General features: G+C 41.8%; 18 protein-coding genes. 3 read left to right on the forward strand and 15 right to left on the reverse strand.

The window, feature by feature from the left end:
• Positions 1 to 63 precede the first annotated feature (63 nt).
• The 15 genes from PSI06_RS06960 to cutA all read right to left on the reverse strand — a co-directional run bounded on the left by PSI06_RS06960 (position 64) and on the right by cutA (position 15,764).
• A complete protein-coding gene (locus tag PSI06_RS06960) occupies positions 64 to 702 on the reverse strand; it encodes a tetratricopeptide repeat protein (RefSeq protein WP_248443967.1) in 639 nt (212 codons plus the stop codon).
• 112 nt (positions 703 to 814) lie between these two features.
• The gene (locus tag PSI06_RS06965; protein ID WP_004587661.1) at positions 815 to 2,128 is read right to left on the reverse strand and encodes an adenylosuccinate synthase; all 1,314 of its coding nucleotides are present in this window, start codon (positions 2,126 to 2,128) and stop codon (positions 815 to 817) included.
• A gap of 216 nt (positions 2,129 to 2,344) precedes the next feature.
• Positions 2,345 to 3,223, reverse strand: coding sequence for a protease modulator HflC (hflC, locus tag PSI06_RS06970; RefSeq protein ID WP_273603274.1), 879 nt, complete (start codon positions 3,221 to 3,223; stop codon positions 2,345 to 2,347).
• A gap of 5 nt (positions 3,224 to 3,228) precedes the next feature.
• Positions 3,229 to 4,401, reverse strand: a complete 1,173-nt coding sequence (gene hflK / locus PSI06_RS06975; protein ID WP_004587663.1) for an FtsH protease activity modulator HflK — start codon at positions 4,399 to 4,401, stop codon at positions 3,229 to 3,231.
• 100 nt (positions 4,402 to 4,501) lie between these two features.
• Positions 4,502 to 5,791, reverse strand: a complete 1,290-nt coding sequence (gene hflX / locus PSI06_RS06980; protein ID WP_024031472.1) for a ribosome rescue GTPase HflX — start codon at positions 5,789 to 5,791, stop codon at positions 4,502 to 4,504.
• A 15-nt stretch (positions 5,792 to 5,806) separates the two neighbouring features.
• Positions 5,807 to 6,070 carry an RNA chaperone Hfq gene (gene hfq / locus PSI06_RS06985; RefSeq protein WP_004587665.1) on the reverse strand — a complete coding sequence of 88 codons (264 nt, stop codon included), beginning with the start codon at positions 6,068 to 6,070 and terminating at the stop codon, positions 5,807 to 5,809.
• Between the two features lie 77 nt (positions 6,071 to 6,147).
• Complete coding sequence (gene miaA / locus PSI06_RS06990; protein WP_273603273.1) at positions 6,148 to 7,065, reverse strand: tRNA (adenosine(37)-N6)-dimethylallyltransferase MiaA; 918 nt, start codon at positions 7,063 to 7,065, stop codon at positions 6,148 to 6,150.
• Positions 7,066 to 7,075: 10 nt separating this feature from the next.
• Positions 7,076 to 8,938: a DNA mismatch repair endonuclease MutL gene (gene mutL, locus PSI06_RS06995; RefSeq protein ID WP_273603272.1), complete on the reverse strand. Its 1,863-nt coding sequence runs from the start codon at positions 8,936 to 8,938 to the stop codon at positions 7,076 to 7,078.
• Positions 8,939 to 8,972: 34 nt separating this feature from the next.
• Positions 8,973 to 10,316: an N-acetylmuramoyl-L-alanine amidase gene (locus tag PSI06_RS07000; protein ID WP_004587668.1), complete on the reverse strand. Its 1,344-nt coding sequence runs from the start codon at positions 10,314 to 10,316 to the stop codon at positions 8,973 to 8,975.
• Between the two features lie 170 nt (positions 10,317 to 10,486).
• Positions 10,487 to 10,963, reverse strand: a complete 477-nt coding sequence (gene tsaE / locus PSI06_RS07005; protein ID WP_004587669.1) for a tRNA (adenosine(37)-N6)-threonylcarbamoyltransferase complex ATPase subunit type 1 TsaE — start codon at positions 10,961 to 10,963, stop codon at positions 10,487 to 10,489.
• Positions 10,964 to 11,088: 125 nt separating this feature from the next.
• Positions 11,089 to 12,429 (reverse strand): acetyl-CoA carboxylase biotin carboxylase subunit, encoded by a 1,341-nt coding sequence (gene accC / locus PSI06_RS07010; protein ID WP_024031477.1) that lies wholly within the window; start codon positions 12,427 to 12,429, stop codon positions 11,089 to 11,091.
• Between the two features lie 25 nt (positions 12,430 to 12,454).
• Positions 12,455 to 12,916: an acetyl-CoA carboxylase biotin carboxyl carrier protein gene (gene accB, locus PSI06_RS07015; RefSeq protein WP_004587671.1), complete on the reverse strand. Its 462-nt coding sequence runs from the start codon at positions 12,914 to 12,916 to the stop codon at positions 12,455 to 12,457.
• Positions 12,917 to 12,948: 32 nt separating this feature from the next.
• Positions 12,949 to 13,401, reverse strand: coding sequence for a type II 3-dehydroquinate dehydratase (gene aroQ, locus PSI06_RS07020; protein ID WP_273603271.1), 453 nt, complete (start codon positions 13,399 to 13,401; stop codon positions 12,949 to 12,951).
• Between the two features lie 228 nt (positions 13,402 to 13,629).
• Positions 13,630 to 15,444, reverse strand: coding sequence for a protein-disulfide reductase DsbD (locus tag PSI06_RS07025; protein ID WP_273603270.1), 1,815 nt, complete (start codon positions 15,442 to 15,444; stop codon positions 13,630 to 13,632).
• Complete coding sequence (cutA, locus tag PSI06_RS07030; RefSeq protein WP_029772613.1) at positions 15,444 to 15,764, reverse strand: divalent-cation tolerance protein CutA; 321 nt, start codon at positions 15,762 to 15,764, stop codon at positions 15,444 to 15,446. Before cutA ends, PSI06_RS07025 begins: the two co-directional genes overlap by 1 nt.
• Before the next feature lie 188 nt (positions 15,765 to 15,952).
• Here cutA and PSI06_RS07035 point away from each other — a divergent pair, with 188 nt between their 5' ends.
• The 3 genes from PSI06_RS07035 (at position 15,953) to groL (ending at position 18,524) form a co-directional block, all read left to right on the forward strand.
• The gene (locus PSI06_RS07035) at positions 15,953 to 16,429 is read left to right on the forward strand and encodes an FxsA family protein (RefSeq protein ID WP_004587675.1); all 477 of its coding nucleotides are present in this window, start codon (positions 15,953 to 15,955) and stop codon (positions 16,427 to 16,429) included.
• Between the two features lie 109 nt (positions 16,430 to 16,538).
• A complete protein-coding gene (locus tag PSI06_RS07040) occupies positions 16,539 to 16,826 on the forward strand; it encodes a co-chaperone GroES (protein ID WP_004587676.1) in 288 nt (95 codons plus the stop codon).
• A 48-nt stretch (positions 16,827 to 16,874) separates the two neighbouring features.
• Entirely contained in the window at positions 16,875 to 18,524 is a 1,650-nt protein-coding gene (gene groL, locus PSI06_RS07045) for a chaperonin GroEL (protein WP_004587677.1), read from the forward strand.
• The last annotated feature ends 318 nt before the right edge of the window (positions 18,525 to 18,842 follow it).

Consider the following 18,842-nt stretch of genomic DNA (forward strand, 5'->3'; position numbering starts at 1 on the left):
AAAAAGCCCTAATTAAATATTAGGGCTTTTTTATTTTATATAAATAGCGTGCGTTATCGGCACTTACATGGGCAATCGGGCGCGGGCAACAACACTATCGGGCATTTTTTGAGCGAGTAAGCTAAGCGCACGCTCAATTTTTTTGTGGGTTGCTTTATCTGCCACCATGGCATTGAATAACCAGCGATACGCATCTTCAAAGTCACGTGGGCTTCCGTAGCCTGCATTAAAAAGCTTAACCAGCCTTAGCTGTGCTTTTAAGTTCCCTTGCGCTGAGGCCTCTCGTAAGTAGGTAATGGCCATAGCTTTATCTTGCTGCACTAAGCGACCCGTGTCGTAATAACGTCCAAGCTGCTCTAACGCAGCCGCTAAGCCTTGTTCAGCCGCTTTACGCATGTAGTACACACCTAATTCCACATTGCGCTCAACACACACGTTATATGCCAGCATATCGCCATATAAAAATTGGTAAGATGGCAGCGCCATTTTATTGGCCCTTGCCTCTATATCTTGTACTAATTGGCAATCGTCTGCCTTTACACGCTGCAAATGTGTATTTTTATTTATTAGTGCAATCAGCTCCGGTTCGGTATAAAGCGGCACCGCAGCGGGCGTTTCTTCAGCTAACACATTGCTACTTATAGATAAAAGTAACGGAGTGAGCAAAGACGCTAGAAAAGTGTTACAGGTAGATAGGCGCATGTTTACCACGTATAAAATAAAACTTATCAAATAATATACAAAGATCGTTCCAAGGTGAATTTTAGGCATAAAAAAAGCTGCAAAAAGCAGCTTTTTTTTAAACGAATGGTGATTAAGCAAACGGGTTGCGAAGTACCATTGTTTCTACACGATCTGGGCCGGTAGAAATAATATCAACAGGTACACCTGTGATTTCTTCGATACGCTTGATGTAGTCAATCGCAGCTTTTGGTAAGCCTTCAAGGCTAGTTACACCAACTGTGTTTTCAGACCAACCTGGCATCTCTTCATATACTGGTGTTACTTTCTCGTAACCTTCAGCAGCTAATGGCGTTACATTAGTCACTGTGCCATCTTCAAGCTGGTAACCAGTACAGATTTTAAGCGTTTCTAAACCATCTAAAACATCTAACTTAGTTAAACAAAAACCAGAGATGCTGTTGATTTGAACTGCGCGGCGCATTGCTACAGCATCTAACCAACCAGTACGGCGTAAACGACCTGTTGTCGCGCCAAACTCATGACCTTTATCACCTAAGTGCTTACCCACTGGGTCTTGTTTTTCAAGGCCATCGTAAAGCTCTGTAGGGAAAGGACCAGAACCAACACGTGTAGTGTACGCTTTAATAATACCTAACACGTAGTCAAGGTTTAATGGACCAAAACCAGCACCAGTCGCAACGCCACCAGCAGTGGTGTTTGAAGAGGTTACATAAGGGTAAGTACCGTGATCGATATCAAGTAATGTACCTTGTGCACCTTCAAATAAAATGTGTTCGCCCGCTAAACGTGTTTGATCTAAAAGCTCAGTTACATCAACAACCATTGCTTTTAAGATGTCTGCAACAGCCATTGCATCATCAAACGTTTTTTGGAAATCAACAGCATCTACTTTGTAGTAGTTAACTAAAGTGAAGTTATGGTATTCAAGTACTTCTTTTAGTTTAGCTGCGAATAATTCTGGATTGAATAAGTCACCTACGCGTAAACCGCGACGGGCTACTTTATCTTCGTACGCAGGACCGATACCACGGCCAGTTGTACCAATTGGCTTGTCGCCGCGAGCAGTTTCGCGAGCTACATCTAATGCAACATGGAAAGGCAGAATTAACGGACATGCTTCACTAATTAAAAGACGCTCACGTACAGGTACGCCACGCTCTTCTAACATGCCAATTTCTTTCATTAGCGCTTCTGGCGATAAAACCACACCATTACCAATCACACATTTAACATTGTCACGTAATACACCCGATGGAATAAGGTGTAGAACTGTCTTTTCACCGTCAATAACTAAAGTATGACCCGCATTGTGGCCTCCTTGGTATCGAACTACTAAAGATGCTTTGTCTGTAAGGAGATCAACAACCTTACCCTTACCTTCGTCACCCCATTGGGTGCCTAATACAACAACGTTTTTACCCATTGTAAATTCACTTCGAGAAAATTAGGACGAGATTTTACCAGAAAACGGAAGTAAAGATCACCCCTGTTCAGCTTATTTTTTCTGCGCGTATTTTTTAGGCCATCACACTTTTTAAATAACCACATATATAACAGTAATTTAAAGTTTTAAATTATGCTTAACAAAAAGCCCCGCATAGGCGGGGCTTTATAACTTTTTAAATGATTAAGACATCGCTTATTGCGCTGCAGCGCCTTTCATATATTTAAAGAAGTCACTATCTGGTGAAAGTACCATAACATCTTGTTTATCTTTAAAGGTCTTTTTATACGCCTCTAAAGAACGAACAAAGCCAAAGAACTCTGGATCTTTGTTGTATGCTTTAGCATAAATAGCGGCAGCTTCTGCATCACCTTGACCACGTACTGAGCGCGCATTACGCTCTGCATCAGCAAGCATTACCGTTACACGGCGGTCAACATTAGCACGAATAGTTTCTGCTTTTTCTTGACCTTCCGAGCGGTGCTCTTTTGCAACAGCAGTACGCTCAGCGCGCATACGTTGGTAAATAGAGCTACTCACTTCTTGTGGTAAGTTAATTTGCTTAACACGCACGTCAAGTACTTCAATACCTAACTCGCGCGCACTTTCAGAAGCTTGTACTAACGCCTCTTCCATTAGCTCACTACGCTCACCCGATACAATCTCGCGAATAGTACGCGTACCAAAGTTAGTACGCAGACCATTGTTAACTTTTTGCTTTAGTAGTGTTTCAGCGTATTGCTTATCACCACGAGCACGAAGGTAAAATGCGCTAAAGTCGTTTACGCGCCATTTAACAAACGAATCAACAATTAAGTCTTTTTTCTCGCTTGTTACAAAGCGGTCTGGCGTGCCATCTAGCGTTTGAATACGTGCATCAATACGACGTACTTGGCTAAAAAATGGTACTTTTAAGTGAAGGCCTGGGCTGTATACAACGGCTTTGTCTTCACTGTCTTTTTCAACTTTGCTAAATAGCAACACAATCGCTTTTTGCCCTTCTGGTACTACAAATACCGCAGAGAAAGACATAATAATGGCAGCTAATAGTATGACTAAACTAAAGTTTTTCATTACGCTTATCTCCCGTTATTGTTAAAGCGATCGCTGTTAAAACGGTCATTACCGCTATTCACAGTGCTATTTCGTGATGTGTTTACTTTATTGCGTAAATCTTGAATATCACTTGAGCTTGGTAAAGCTACACGTGTTGCAGTGCCTTGCTTTTCCATAATTTTATCAAGTGGTAAGTACATCATGTTGTTACCGCCTTTAACATCAACAATGACTTTAGAACTGCTGCTAAGCACCTCTTCCATAGCATCAATGTATAAACGTTCGCGCGTTACTTCTTTAGCTGCTTGGTACTCAGGTAATAGCTTTTCAAAACGAGCCACTTCACCTTGTGCTTCAAGTGTAATGCGTTCTTGATAACCTTCTGCTTCTTGCGTCATACGTGTTACTTGACCACGCGCGCGCGGTTCAATTTCACGTGCATACGCTTCTGCTTCACGGATGAAACGCTCTTCATCTTCTTGTGCGGCAATAGCGTCATCAAATGCATCTTTTACTTCAGTTGGTGGACGTGAATCTTTAAAGTTCACATCGGTCACAATTAAACCTAAGTTATACGGTTCGATGATTTTATTAAGCTCATCCCACGTATTTTGACGAACAACTTCACGGCCATTAGTCAGTACTTGGTCCATTTTTGCATGGCCAACAACGTAACGTAACGCGCTATCAAGCGCTTCTTCTAAGCTGTTATCAGCATTAGTTACGCTAAACTTGTAAAGGTACGGGTCAATAACACGGTATTGCACTTCAAACTCAACGCTTACTACGTTTTCATCTTCCGTTAGCATAAACCCTGATGCAGATAATGAACGTACAGCTTCAATATCTACCGGAATAACCGTTTCAATAAAGGTCATTTTCCAGCGTAGGCCTGGCTCTGCAATACGGTCATACTTACCAAATTGCAGTACCACACCACGTTCGGCCTCTTTAACCGTATAAATACCACTTAACGCCCACACAATTGCGGCGATAATGAGGATAAATGAAATACCGGCTCCGCCAAGTCCACCGCCACTATTATTGCCGGATTTTTTTCCGCCAAATATGCCGCCTAACTTGTTGCTAAACTTACGGAACACCTCGTCTAAATCAGGTGGGCCTTGATCACGTCCGCCTTTATTGTTCCACGGATCTTTGTCATTGCCATTATTACCCGGTTCATTCCAGGCCATAGCTATACTCCATTGTTATCTAAATAAATTAGGAAATTGTGTTAAATCTATCAAATCTACCGCGTTTCTCATACAAAAACCGACATTTATATGCCAATTTTTAATCGCGATTGATAAAACCCTCAATTTCAGGACCAAACTCTTTAATTAATCGGTTCCATTCAACCATAGGTAAACGTACATCCAACAACCAGTTACCATGTTCATCAAAGCGCTCTTCATGGACTGCACTTAAGCTAAACAAAGACGCTCTTAACCGGCCATATTGAGGGGCAAGTAATAACGTACCACTAAGCATTTTCTTAGCAAGCAGGTCACTTATTGCTTCGCTAAGTAGCTCACACCCTTCGCCGGTTTGTGCAGATAACCATACTCTTATAGGCTGTCCTTGGTCATCCCGATCAATTCGTGGGCTTACATCATCAAGCGCATCAATTTTGTTATAAACTAATAATTGCGGTACTTCATCAGCTTCAATCTCTTTTAAAACCGACTGTACTTCCTCTATGTTTTCGCGTCTGCGCGGGTCTGCCACATCAATTACATGTAATTGTAGGTCGGCTTCACGCGTTTCTGTTAGTGTTGCTTTAAAGGCTGCCACTAAGTCATGCGGTAAGTGGCGAATAAATCCCACTGTATCGGCCAAAATAACCGAACCAACATCACCTATATCAAGTTTACGTAGTGTTGGGTCAAGCGTGGCAAAAAGCTGATCCGCTGCGTATACATCTGAGTCTGTTATACGGTTAAACAGGGTTGATTTACCCGCATTGGTATACCCTACAAGCGACACGGTAGGAATTTCGTTACGCGTACGCGCACGTCTACCCTGCTCGCGTTGTACAGCCACTTTGGCTAATCGGGCACGAATATTTTTAATGCGCGCGCGCAATAAACGTCTATCGGTTTCAAGCTGTGTTTCGCCTGGGCCTCGTAAACCTATTCCCCCTTTTTGGCGCTCAAGGTGAGTCCACCCTCGGATTAATCGAGTAGACATATGCCTAAGCTGAGCAAGCTCTACTTGTAGCTTACCTTCGTGGGTACGGGCTCTTTGGGCAAAAATATCAAGAATAAGTGTTGTTCTATCAAGTACACGACATTGGCAAACGCGCTCTAAGTTACGTTCTTGAGACGGACTTAATTGATGATTAAAGATGACAACATCTGCATTGTGGATTTTGACAATCTCAGCTATTTCTTCTGCTTTACCGGTACCGACGAATAGTTTCGGATGTGGTGCTTGGCGGCTGCCTTGCACAACCGCCAAACTACTAACACCAGCAGAAGATACCAACAACTCTAATTCATGAAGATCTTCACGATCGCCATCTTTAGGTAAGTCGATATGAACTAAGACTGCCTGTTCGCCGGATTCATAGCGGTCAAACAAGCATTACGCTCCTAATTAAATATTTCCTGGTTCTTGCTCTTCAGTGTCATCGCTCCCTTGAACACCTTGGAAGTTGACTGCACGAGCAGGTACAACTGTTGAAATTGCGTGTTTATACACCATTTGGTTTACAGTGTTTTCAAGTAAAATAACAAATTGGTCAAATGACTGAATTTTACCTTGTAATTTTATGCCATTTACCAAAAAGATTGATACTGGAATGCGCTCACGACGTAGTGCATTCAAAAATGGGTCTTGTAACGATTGGCCTTTTGCCATGTTATTGTTCCTTCGTTCTAGGTGTTATTATAATTTAAGTAGCTGAACTTATTTAATTAAATAATTCGCAACTACTACTAGCTTAGCGAACTTACTACGCGATGCAAGTTTTCTTCATCGTCTGTTGTTAACCATGTAACATCAGGCCAACTCCGTAACCACGTTAGCTGACGTTTTGCCAGTTGACGCGTTGCAGCAATGCCGCGAAAAACCATCTCATCATGGTCTACTTCACCCGCAAGATAATCCCACATTTGTCTATAACCTACACAACGAATAGAAGGCATATTGGGGTGTAAATCCTTACGTAGATATAGGGTCGAAACTTCTTTTTCAAACCCCTGTTCTATCATTATTTTAAACCTTTTTTCAATTCGCTGATGTAATTCACTGCGATCATCAGGCGCAATCGCAAATTGATGAAAAGTATAAGGTAACGTTGGCTGCTTTTGCTTTTGCAATTCAGTCATTGTTTTACCACTAATACGGTAAACTTCCAAAGCTCGATTTATTCTTTGTGAATCATTTTCACTTATCTTGTCGGCCGCTTGCGGATCTACTTTACCCAGCTCTTGATGTAAATGGGGCCAGCCAAATTGTTTTGCTTGCGCTTCAAGCTCTGCTCTAACTACTGGGCAGGCTTCAGGCAGTGGCGATAATCCATCAATTAAAGATTTAAAGTACATCATGGTGCCACCCACTAATATTGGTACTTTACCTTGTTGATGGAATTCATCAATTTTTTTTATCGCATCACGTCTAAAATCGGCGACCGAATAGGTTTCGCTCGGATCGAGTAAATCAATTAAATGATGCGGAGCACGAGCAAGTTCTTCTGCATCGGGCTTTGCCGTACCTATGTCCATACCTTTATACACTAACGCTGAATCAACGCTGATTATTTCTGTATTTAAGTGCTCACACAGTGAAATTGCCAACGCCGTTTTACCAGCTGCGGTTGGGCCCATTAAAAATATGACCGGTAAATTGCTCAACACGGGTACCTTAATTTAATTGCGTTAAATAGTGTTCTAGGTCTATTTTAACTGCTTTTTCTTTTAAACGTTCAATTGTTTGCGGATTATTTTGTAAGCTAATTTGTAATTCAATAAATGCATTACTTTCATAAAAGCGTTCTGGTACACAACTAAGCTGCCATGTGAGCCACGCTTGTAACTCGTTGAGCTGTGTTTTACATGCGCCAAGCAAGCTCTCGACCGCGGCTGATACTTCAAGTAGATATAAACACGTGGGTAGCTTTTTAACCATCACAAACTGTTTTTCAATAACTAGCTCAAAGCCTAATAAAGTAAACCACGATTGCTGCTGAGCTATTAGTTCGCAGTCAGCTTTTTCAAGGTTAACCCTTACTGGTAATAACAAGGCTTTACCCTCTAAATTACCCAGCTCTTTTATTTGTGCATGCCAGTAATCAACAAGTGCATGCTTATAGTGTGAGCAAAATAACTGCTGCTGCTGAGTAAATACACACACGCCTTTATTTACATTTAATACCTGCACACTTTTTAATGCGTGTGCAGCGCTCTCATCAATAACGGGTTGCGCTAATACACTATGCTCAAAATGAGCGGCTTGTTGCTCACTCACCCCTTGATAAAATGCATTTACATCGTGATGATTAGCACCATGTTTTTGAGACGGTGAAGCATACCCCGCAGCGCCATTCCCTGACCCTGCGCGATTAGAGGGGGCACGACTAGTAAAACCACCGTTTTGTGAATCTATTGGCTGCAACTGTGACTTAGGGTAATCATACCCCTGCTGAACTGGCTGGTTATTAGCCGCATGACTTGGCTGCTCAATAAACGCTGAGGATTGGTAATCGTCTATGGCCGCTTGATTAGTTGCAAATTCGCCTTGTAGAGGCACAACTACTTGCTTAATCGCCTGTAATATAAAGTCGTGCACTAACCGGCCTTGATGAAAACGCACCTCGTGCTTTGCAGGATGAACATTTACATCCACTTGCCTTGGGTCAATATCAATATAAATAACAAAACCTGGGAGTTCATGCGCTCCACTTACCTCTTCAAACGCCTGACGAATAGCATGTAAAATTAGCTTATCGCGCATCATGCGATTATTTACATATGTATATTGCGTGGTATTAGCTGATCCCACTGGCAATACCCAGCCATGTAGCTGTAAACCACTTTCGCCAGATTGAATATGCAATCCTTGCTCAGCAAAGGCTTTACCTGCAACTTGCGCAACCCGAGTAATCGCTTGATTTGGATCGGTTTTAGCACGGTACTGCCTAACCACCTTTTGGTTATGCGTCAGTGTAATCGACACATCAAAACGACTCAGTGCAATACGCTTTATAAGCTCATCAATGTGGCTAAATTCGGTTTTTTCGGTGCGTAAAAACTTGCGCCTTGCTGGGGTGTTAAAAAATAAATCTTTAACTTCTATCGTTGTGCCATCTGGGTGGGCTACCGGCTTTACTTGCACGTCCATATCGCGCCCCTGTGCAAACGCTTGCCACGCGGCATCTTGTGCTTTGGGCTTTGAGCTAAGCGTTAAACGCGATACCGAACTAATAGATGCAAGCGCTTCCCCTCTAAAGCCTAAAGAGCAAATATTTTCTAAATCATCGAGTGATTTAAGTTTACTTGTTGCATGGCGCGAAAGCGCTAAAGTGAGCTCATTTTTGCCAATACCTGAGCCATTATCACGAATACGAATAAGCTTGTGACCGCCCCGCTCTATGTCTATTTGCACACGCGTAGCGCCCGCATCTAAGCTATTTTCTACCAGTTCTTTAACCACTGAAGCCGGGCGTTCAACCACTTCACCTGCCGCTATTTGGTTAGCTAATCGTGCAGGTAATATTTCAATACTCATGAGGCCCCTAATACGTGTACAGGTTTAATAAACATCAACTCTGCGGTATGTCCAGCTCTTGACCTATAAACAAGGTGTTTGAGCGTAGTTGATTAACTTGCTTTAATTTGGCTACCGATACGCCATACCGACTCGCTAATAGACTTAGCGATTCACCTGGGCGAACTTTATGTTTAGTTGGGTACTGCGATTTAAGCTTTGCAAATAACGAATCATCAGGTGGGTTTTTTAAGTAATAATTTTTTATAGACGTAAACATCGCTTTAGCTAAGCGTTCCTGATGATTAGCGCTTTTTAACATGCGCTCTTCACGGGGGTTTGAAATAAAACCTGTCTCAACCAAAATGGAAGGGATATCTGGCGACTTTAATACGGCAAGACTTGCATGTTGTGGATCTTTTTTATGTAATTTAGCGACCTTTTTTAGCTCTTTTACTACTTCTTCGGCCACACTAAGCCCCGTTTTCATTGAGTGGTCCATCGACATATCGAGCAGCGCTTGCGCGAGGTATTTTTCGTTAGCAGCATCTTTAATTACATCGGCTGCACCACCTAAAAGCTCTGAGTGTTTTTCTTTATCTTCTATCCATTTACCAATCTCAGAATTAGCGCGACCAAGCGATAACACCCACACCGAAGCACCATTTGGCCCAGGGCTGGTAAATGCATCAGCATGAATTGACACTAAAAAGTCGGCTTTTTTCTGGCGTGCTCGGTTGGTACGGGTATTAAGCTTAACAAAGTAGTCGCCACTTCTTACCATGCGCGAAATCATGCCACGTTCGCCGTCAATCATACGCTCTAAACGTTTAGCTATTTGCAGGGTAATGGTTTTTTCATACGTACCAGAGGGGCCAATAGAACCAGGGTCTTCTCCGCCATGGCCCGCATCAATTGCAATAACAATGTCTCGCTCTTGGCTTAACTGGCGCTTTTTAGCTGCTTTTTGGGCAGGTGTAGAGCTTACTGCAGGTTCACTTTTATTATATAAATCCACAACTAACCTGTTTTTGTACGGGCCAGTAGGTGCCAGCGCAAAAATAACCGGCTTAATAGGCGCGGTTAGCTCAAATACAAAACGTACACTTTGTTTATTTTTAGGTTTTGAATAGCGCAGCTTGCTTACAATTTTGTGCTTAGAAGGAATACTCGGTAATACTTTTAACCCCTTGGTGTTTTCAAGGTCGACCACTAAGCGACTCGGGTTTTTAAGCATAAAATAGCTAAAATCGGGCTTATCATCTAAATCAAATACCACCCGCGTGCTATCTGGCGAGGGCCATACGCGTACACTATTTATGGTATTTTTTGCCCACAACGGTAAGCTCACAGCGAAAACTATGAAACAAATAAAAAGTTTAACTACACCTCGATTCATTATAACTACCATTGCCTTAACTATTTATTATTATGAGAGCGGGCGCCTTGACCCGCTATTAGCTTATTAACCTAAACGTTGGATAGTAAATCTACCTTAAGCTGCTATTTTGTACGCCAACTAAAAAGGTAACTTTGATGCTTTTATATTTCAATGTGTTAGTAAGTATATTAACTCGGGTTTAGGTTAGTTAGTTTTTCGACAATTGCTATTCCGCGCTCGCTGGCACTATTAATAACAATTTTGCGCTCATCGCCAACGTAACTTAAGGTAATGTCTAAATCGGGAACAGGTATAAATTCTCCCCCTTTTTCTGGCCACTCAACAATACAAATAGCCTGCTCAGAAAAGTAATCTCTTATACCCATGTACTCAAGCTCTTCAGGATCGCCTAACCGGTATAGGTCAAAATGATATACATTAGCACGTGTCAGTTCGTATGGCTCTACCAACGTATAGGTTGGGCTTTTTACCTTACCAGTGTGGCCAAAGCCTTGCACTACACCACGCGTAAATGTTGTTTTACCTGCGCCTAAATCACCGTGTAAATAAATTACTGCACCTTGCTCTATAATAGCAGCCACTTTGTTACCCATTGCTACTGTGGCTATTTCATCATTTAGGTGAGCTTCAAAACTACGCGTCATTGTTACCTCAAAAATTTACTAAAAGCGCATCTTTGCTAATCATACCAGAATATTTCTTGAAGGCGATAAATTGGCGTTTTAGGCATAAAAAAACCGGCCTAAGCCGGTTTTAATTAACTGGGGCTCTATAGCCCTAGTTTTTTCTCAAGGTAGTGGATATTTGTACCACCACTTTGGAAGTTTTCGTCTGCAAGAATTTTCTTATGTAATGGCGTGTTTGTTTTGATGCCATCAATAACTAATTCGTTCAACGCATTACGAGCACGGGCAATAGCCACATCACGGTTTTCACCGTAAGTAATAAGCTTACCAATCATCGAATCGTAATGTGGAGGTACTGTATAGTCAGCATAAATATGGCTATCCCAACGAATACCTAAACCACCTGCAGGGTGGAAACGTGTAATTTTACCCGGCGACGGGATAAACGTTTCTGGGTCTTCTGCGTTAATACGACATTCAATTGCGTGACCGCGGATAACAACGTCATCTTGCGTGAAAGATAGCGGTTGCCCAGCAGCAATTTTTAGCTGTTCTTTAATTAAATCAACACCGCTTACCATTTCAGTCACTGGGTGCTCAACTTGAATACGGGTGTTCATTTCGATGAAGTAAAATTCGCCGTTTTCGTATAAAAACTCAAACGTACCCGCACCACGGTAACCAATTTCGATACATGCACGTGTACAGCGCTCACCAATAAATTTACGCACTTCTGCCGTTATACCTGGAGCAGGCGCTTCTTCAACTACTTTTTGGTGACGACGTTGCATAGAACAGTCACGCTCACCTAAATGAACAGCATTACCTTGTCCATCAGCAAGTACCTGAATTTCAATATGGCGAGGGTTTTCAAGGAATTTTTCCATGTAAACCATGCTATTACCAAAAAACTGTTTCGCTTCTTGTTGAGTAAGTGCGATTGAATCAATTAATTCAGCTTCGCTACGTACTACACGCATACCACGGCCACCACCGCCACCAGCGGCTTTAATAATTACCGGGTAACCAATGCGCTTTGCAATTTGCATGTTGCGTTCTTTGTCATCCGATACCGGACCGTCAGAACCCGGTACACATGGTACACCGGCTTTGCGCATTGCATTGATTGCCGATACTTTATCGCCCATAAGACGAATAGTGTCGCCTTTTGGACCAATAAATACAAAACCGCTTTGCTCAACTTGGTCAGCAAAATCTGCATTTTCTGAAAGAAAACCATATCCTGGGTGAATCGCTACAGCGTCTGTTACTTCAGCAGCCGCAATAATGCGCGGAATATCTAAGTAACTTTCAGTGGCTGGAGGTCTACCGATACAAATGGTTTCATCTGCAAGTAATACGTGCTTAAGATCGCGATCCGCCGTTGAATGCACAGCAACCGTTTTGATCCCAAGCTCTTTGCAGGCGCGCAATACGCGAAGTGCTATTTCACCTCGGTTTGCAATGACTACTTTATCTAACATAAGAGTTGGCCTTTAGGTTACTAAATTATTCAATGATGAATAGAGGTTGATCAAATTCTACTGGTTCGCCATTTTCAACTAAAATAGCTGTAACTGTACCCGCTTTATCTGACTCAATTTGGTTCATCATTTTCATTGCTTCAACGATACATAAAGTATCACCTACTTTAACTTGAGAACCTACTTCTACGTATGCTGGCGCTTCTGGAGAAGCTGCTGAGTAAAATGAACCAACCATAGGTGATTTAACTTGATGGCCTGCAGGCGCTGCTGGTGTAGCATCAGCTTCAACGGCTGGCGCAGCTTGTGCTGGTGCCGCAGGCGCTGGAGCAGCAAATTGCTGTGGTGCGTACTGAGCGTAAGCAGGACCTGCGCTCATGTTGTTACGGTTAATACGTACTGATTCTTCACCTTCAGTGATTTCTAGCTCAGCAATACCTGATTCTTCTACTAATTCGATTAGCTTTTTGATCTTGCGAATATCCATGAACGACCCGCCTATAAGTTTGTTAGTTTAAATTAATTCGAGTTGTGCAACCGGCTCACGGCAGCGTTCAATGCTGCGTGGTAACCCATTGCACCTAATCCACATACCACACCTTGCGCCACATCAGAAAAATACGAATGATGACGAAATGCTTCACGTGCATGCACATTACTTAAGTGCACCTCAAAAAAAGGAATATCAACGCTTAACAATGCATCACGTAAAGCGACGCTAGTATGCGTAAATGCAGCAGGATTAATAATTATGTAATCAACTGCCTGCCAAGCATCGTGTATTCTTTCAATAAGGGCTTGCTCACTATTACTTTGAAAATGCGTAAGCTGAACATCTAGACCCTCTGCGGCAGTCGTTAGTTCGCTCATAATTTCACCAAGAGTGTGCAAACCGTACTTTTCTGGCTCACGCTTTCCTAGCATGTTTAAATTTGGACCATTTATAACTAAAAGTTTAAATTTTGCAGCCATAATACGCGATATATCCTCTAAGTAATGAGTTAAGCCGTTGCGAGCTAATTTTGTACACTAAAGTAAGTATAAAAAACAAAAATTGCAACAAATTCTCACGTTAGCCAGCTATTATAGTCAGTTCGATGTAAATAGCAGCAAAATACTGGTCTAATCTCTGGAGGTGTAATAAATATGACATAATTGAAGGCAAGCCACTTGGTAAGCCCAAGCGGCTAAATTGCACTATTATTGTGCGCTGGCGCGCACTGCAGCTAGGTGGGTGGCAAAATCATCAGCGTTTAAAAATCCTGTAACGCGCTCTGAACTTAGCTCTTGCCCTTGTGTGTTAAAAAACAAAATACTGGGTAAACCAAACACAGTGAACTCTTCCATTAGCTCAATGGTGGTGTCATCACTTTGCGTTAAATCGATTTGAATTAACTGATAGTGACTAAACTCGCTCTGTACTTTGGCATCTGGAAATGTGTAATGCTCAAACTCTTTACATGCCACACACCAATCGGCGTATAAATCAACCATCACCATTTTGCCTTGCCGATTAGCTTCAGCAACAGCGTTTTTTAGCTCGGTTAAATTAGCCACTTGTTTAAACTCATTACTTTGCTGACTAACCTGCTCAACCTGTTGCTGCGGCCAAATAACGTTTTTAGCTAATGTAAAACCAGTAACTACTAAAAATGTAGCACTAAACCAAAGCGCTGTTTTAAGCTTGCTTTGTGGCTGAGCACTCTGCCAATAGTGTAAATAAACAGCCGTTGCCAGTGCTAAAATACCCGCCATAAGTAAAATAATGTCGGCGCTAATTATGCGCTCCAATAAAATAAGTGGCACAACAAGCATAATAAAACCAAATAACGTTTTAACTTGCTCCATCCAACCGCCTGCTTTAGGAAGCAATTTGCCACCAGAAGTACCGAGTAATAAAAGCGGTAGGCCCATTCCTAAACTTAATACATACAGGGTTAAACCACCGACAAGGTAGTCACCACTTTGCGCTACAAATAATAGCGCAGCAGATAACGGAGCTGTGGTACAAGGTGATGCAATTAACCCCGACAATACCCCCATTAAAAACACACCTAGGTAATTGCCGCCTTTTTGGTTATTACTGACTTGCGTTAGCTTGCTCATCATGGCGCTGGGTAACTTAATTTCGTACCAGCCAAACATCGACATTGCGAGCAATACAAACAGTAAACTAAAACTAATAAGTACATAAGGGTGTTGTAAATACCCCTGCACTTGCCCGCCTAAGGCCGCCACTACTAATCCTAATGCAGCATAAGTAAGCGCCATACCTTGTATATATACAAACGACAACGCAAACGCTTTTTTAGTAGACAGGTTTTGCTGCCCTGCAATTAAACTCGATAAAATAGGAAACATAGGGAACACACAGGGTGTAAACGCAAGCCCCACCCCAACAGCAAAAAATATGAGTAAATTGGTTACTAAACTTTGACTTGCTAATCGCTCTGTAAAACTTAAATCTTGAGTGGTTGTATTGCTTTGGCTACGTGTTGAGTCTACAGAAGGAGTTAATGCGTTTAATGTATCAGCGGCATCAGCAGATGAGTTATTACCTTGCGCTTGCTCTGAGGCAATAACGCTTAAAGGAATACTAATAACCTCAGGCGGATAACACAGCCCTGCTTTGGCACAGCCCTGATAGCGCACCTTTACAACAGCACCCTCTGTAACATTACTGAGCTTACTTATAACACTCACACTATTGAAAAAAACTTCGGTTTTGCCAAAAAACTCGTCTTCAATTATTTCGCCAGCACCGGCATCGCCTACCTTTATGTTGGCGCCTTTGGCGATAATTTCTATTTTCTTTTTATAAAGGTAATAGTCAGGGGCTATATCCCATCCCACAAATAAAGTGCTACCTTGCTGATCAAAATCAAATACAAACGCCTGGTCTACGGGTAAAAAGGTTTGCTGTGGCGGGGCAAGTAAATCACCTAGCACATTATTGGTGTTTGCCTTTGCCGGAAGCGCCAGCAAGCTAACCAATAATAAAATGAAAAACCGCATTAATTTAATACCTCATCCATCCAATGAAAATAAGCCAAATTACCAGTGGCCACATCAACCACTTGAATTTCGGGCACTTCGTAACTGTGTAAACTTTTGATGGTTTCAAAAACATCATTCATTTTTTCTGATTTTGTTTTAATCAGTAGCTTTGCTTCTATCTCTTGGGCAACATCGCCTTCCCACATATAAACTGAGGTCATATTTGGTAAAATATTTACACACGCCGCTAATTTTTGCGCTACAAGTGCTTTTGCTAAAGTGCGTGCTTCAGCCTCATCTTTGCACGTGGTAAATATCAATTTAAATTGCGTAGTCATAATTAACCTTTACTAATTTATAGGGAACTAATGCAATAGTATCTGATAGCTAGTGTAATGTGTAGGCGATGAATAATTGTAGATATTAAGCAATTATTAATCACTTTAAGCTCAACCTTGAAAATAGACCCTTTCACCCTCACTTATATTTCATCCACTCTTTTGAGTGCCATTATTTAGAGAGCCCTATGTTTAGATTTTTATTTGTGTTGTTTATTATCATTCCTATCATCGAAATTGCGCTACTAATACAGGTTAGCGATGTAATTGGTGGTTTTGCGACTATAGCCCTAGTGATTGTTACGGCTATTTTGGGCGCCAGAATGGTTAAACAACAAGGTATGGGTGCATTACAAAATGCACAAAGCCAAATGGCCCAAGGACAAATGCCAGCTAAAGAATTATTTACCGGTATTTGCGTGATCATTGCGGGTGTTTTATTGCTAACCCCAGGCATTATGACCGATGTATTCGGCCTACTATTATTAACCCCCTCAATACGCAATAAACTTGCTGCAGGCCTTGCTAGTCAGGCAACGGTACGCATGAGCACAGGTGCACAGCAAGGCTCTTCGGCCTTTACACAACACCCACATTCGCAGCAAGAACAACAGCATGTAAATAAACCAACTACCATTGATGGCGAGTATGAGAGAAAAGATTAAAAATTTATCGATTTTTCTCTTGGAATTTTACACTCTACCCCCATTAATGAATGCAAATTAGAAAAGCTTTTTTCTGTACTGTTCAGAAACTGTTAGGAGAACTAAAAAAATGAACATTCGTCCTTTACAAGATCGCGTAATCGTTAAGCGTCTAGAAGAAGAAACCAAGTCTGCTGGCGGTATTGTATTAACTGGCTCTGCAGCTGAAAAATCAACTCGCGGAGAAGTTATTGCTGTTGGCAATGGTCGCGTTCTAGATAACGGTGACGTTAGAGCTTTAGAAGTAAAAGCCGGTGACACTGTGTTATTTGGCTCATATGTTGAAAAAACTGAAAAGATCGAAGGTCAAGAGTACCTGATCATGCGTGAAGACAACATTTTAGGCATTGTAGGCTAACCCTACTTTTCGTTTAACAAACATTTAAGAATTTAGAGGAAATTAAAGATGGCAGCAAAAGAAGTACTTTTTGCAGGTGACGCACGCGCTAAAATGCTAACAGGCGTAAATATCCTAGCAAACGCAGTAAAAGTGACTTTAGGTCCTAAAGGCCGTAACGTAGTACTAGATAAATCATTTGGCTCTCCAGTGATCACTAAAGATGGTGTATCTGTAGCAAAAGAAATCGAACTTGAAGACAAGTTTGAAAACATGGGTGCACAAATGGTAAAAGAAGTTGCATCTAAAGCAAATGATGCAGCGGGTGACGGTACTACTACCGCAACTGTACTTGCGCAATCTATTGTAAACGAAGGTCTTAAAGCGGTTGCTGCGGGTATGAACCCAATGGATCTTAAGCGCGGTATTGATAAAGCAATTATCGCTGCAGTAGAAGAGCTTAAAGCGCTATCTGTACCATGTGCTGATACTAAAGCTATTGCACAAGTAGGTACTATTTCAGCTAACTCTGATAAAGAAATTGGCGACATCATTGCACAAGCAATGGAAAAAGTAGGCCGTAACACAGGTGTTATTACTGTAGAAGAAGGTCAATCACTAGAGAACGAACTAGATGTTGTAGAAGGCATGCAGTTTGACCGTGGTTACCTATCTCCGTACTTTATCAATAACGCTGAAAAAGGCGCTGTTGAGCTAGACAACCCGTTCATTCTACTTGTAGATAAAAAAGTATCTAACATTCGTGAGCTACTACCTACATTAGAAGCCGTTGCTAAAGCAAGCAAGCCACTATTAATCATTGCTGAAGACCTAGAAGGCGAAGCGCTTGCAACGCTTGTAGTTAACAACATGCGCGGTATTGTTAAAGTATCAGCAGTTAAAGCCCCTGGTTTTGGCGACCGTCGTAAAGCAATGCTACAAGATATCGCAGTATTAACTGGCGGTACTGTTATCTCTGAAGAAATTGGTTTAGAGCTTGAAAAAGCAACTATCGAAGACCTAGGTACTGCTAAGCGTGTAGTAATCACTAAAGATGATACAACTATCATTGATGGTGCGGGTGAAGAAGATGGCATTAACGGCCGTGTTGCTCAAATTAAAGCACAGATTGAAGAAGCAACGTCTGACTACGATAAAGAAAAACTACAAGAGCGTATGGCTAAACTTGCCGGCGGTGTTGCAGTAATTAAAGTAGGCGCAGCGACTGAAATTGAAATGAAAGAGAAAAAAGACCGTGTTGAAGATGCATTACATGCAACTCGTGCAGCGGTTGAAGAAGGCGTAGTACCTGGTGGTGGTGTTGCTCTTGTACGTGCTGCTAGCAAGCTAGTTGAGCTACTTGGCGACAACGAAGACCAAAACCACGGTATTAAAGTTGCACTTCGTGCGATGGAAGCACCACTTCGTCAAATCGTAACAAATGCAGGCGACGAAGCGTCAGTAGTAATAAACGCTGTTAAAGGTGGCGAAGGTAACTACGGTTACAACGCAGCCTCTGGCGAATACAACGACATGCTTGAAATGGGTATCCTAGATCCAACTAAAGTAACACGCTCTGCACTACAATTTGCAGGTTCGATTGCGGGTCTAATGATCACTACCGAAGCAATGGTTGCTGAAATCCCTAAAGAAGAAGCTGCTGGTGCCCCTGATATGGGTGGCATGGGCGGAATGGGTGGCATGGGCGGCATGATGTAATCATCCTCCTTTAAGCACCTTGCTTATATAAAAACCCAGCTTCGGCTGGGTTTTTGCTTTTTAATACGAGCCTATTGTTATTGCTTAATTTATCTCCACATCTATACCATGAGTTATTGGATTATAGGTAAAAGGATTTGCTTAATAATAATGAAATAATCATCTTCTTTATTTTGGTATCACTTATAACACACGGCAAGATCATTATAAATTGAACTTATAGAATATGTAGTGATCAGATCAAGGCATAATAATCACCTTGGTCACGTAAAATATGAGCGCTACTTTTCTGAAACACTTTAATTCAATTACCGATCC

This window comes from Pseudoalteromonas sp. GABNS16E, assembly GCF_028598715.1.
Taxonomy (GTDB): domain Bacteria; phylum Pseudomonadota; class Gammaproteobacteria; order Enterobacterales; family Alteromonadaceae; genus Pseudoalteromonas; species Pseudoalteromonas atlantica.

Coding starts and splice junctions, on each gene's coding strand:
- PSI06_RS06960 (WP_248443967.1), bottom strand. CDS start 702: ATGCGCCTATCTACCTGTAACACTTTTCTAGCGTCTTTGCTCACTCCG.
- PSI06_RS06965 (WP_004587661.1), bottom strand. CDS start 2,128: ATGGGTAAAAACGTTGTTGTATTAGGCACCCAATGGGGTGACGAAGGT.
- hflC (WP_273603274.1), bottom strand. CDS start 3,223: ATGAAAAACTTTAGTTTAGTCATACTATTAGCTGCCATTATTATGTCT.
- hflK (WP_004587663.1), bottom strand. CDS start 4,401: ATGGCCTGGAATGAACCGGGTAATAATGGCAATGACAAAGATCCGTGG.
- hfq (WP_004587665.1), bottom strand. CDS start 6,070: ATGGCAAAAGGCCAATCGTTACAAGACCCATTTTTGAATGCACTACGT.
- mutL (WP_273603272.1), bottom strand. CDS start 8,938: ATGAGTATTGAAATATTACCTGCACGATTAGCTAACCAAATAGCGGCA.
- PSI06_RS07000 (WP_004587668.1), bottom strand. CDS start 10,316: ATGAATCGAGGTGTAGTTAAACTTTTTATTTGTTTCATAGTTTTCGCT.
- tsaE (WP_004587669.1), bottom strand. CDS start 10,963: ATGACGCGTAGTTTTGAAGCTCACCTAAATGATGAAATAGCCACAGTA.
- accC (WP_024031477.1), bottom strand. CDS start 12,429: ATGTTAGATAAAGTAGTCATTGCAAACCGAGGTGAAATAGCACTTCGC.
- accB (WP_004587671.1), bottom strand. CDS start 12,916: ATGGATATTCGCAAGATCAAAAAGCTAATCGAATTAGTAGAAGAATCA.
- aroQ (WP_273603271.1), bottom strand. CDS start 13,401: ATGGCTGCAAAATTTAAACTTTTAGTTATAAATGGTCCAAATTTAAAC.
- PSI06_RS07025 (WP_273603270.1), bottom strand. CDS start 15,444: ATGCGGTTTTTCATTTTATTATTGGTTAGCTTGCTGGCGCTTCCGGCA.
- cutA (WP_029772613.1), bottom strand. CDS start 15,764: ATGACTACGCAATTTAAATTGATATTTACCACGTGCAAAGATGAGGCT.
- PSI06_RS07035 (WP_004587675.1), top strand. CDS start 15,953: ATGTTTAGATTTTTATTTGTGTTGTTTATTATCATTCCTATCATCGAA.
- PSI06_RS07040 (WP_004587676.1), top strand. CDS start 16,539: ATGAACATTCGTCCTTTACAAGATCGCGTAATCGTTAAGCGTCTAGAA.
- groL (WP_004587677.1), top strand. CDS start 16,875: ATGGCAGCAAAAGAAGTACTTTTTGCAGGTGACGCACGCGCTAAAATG.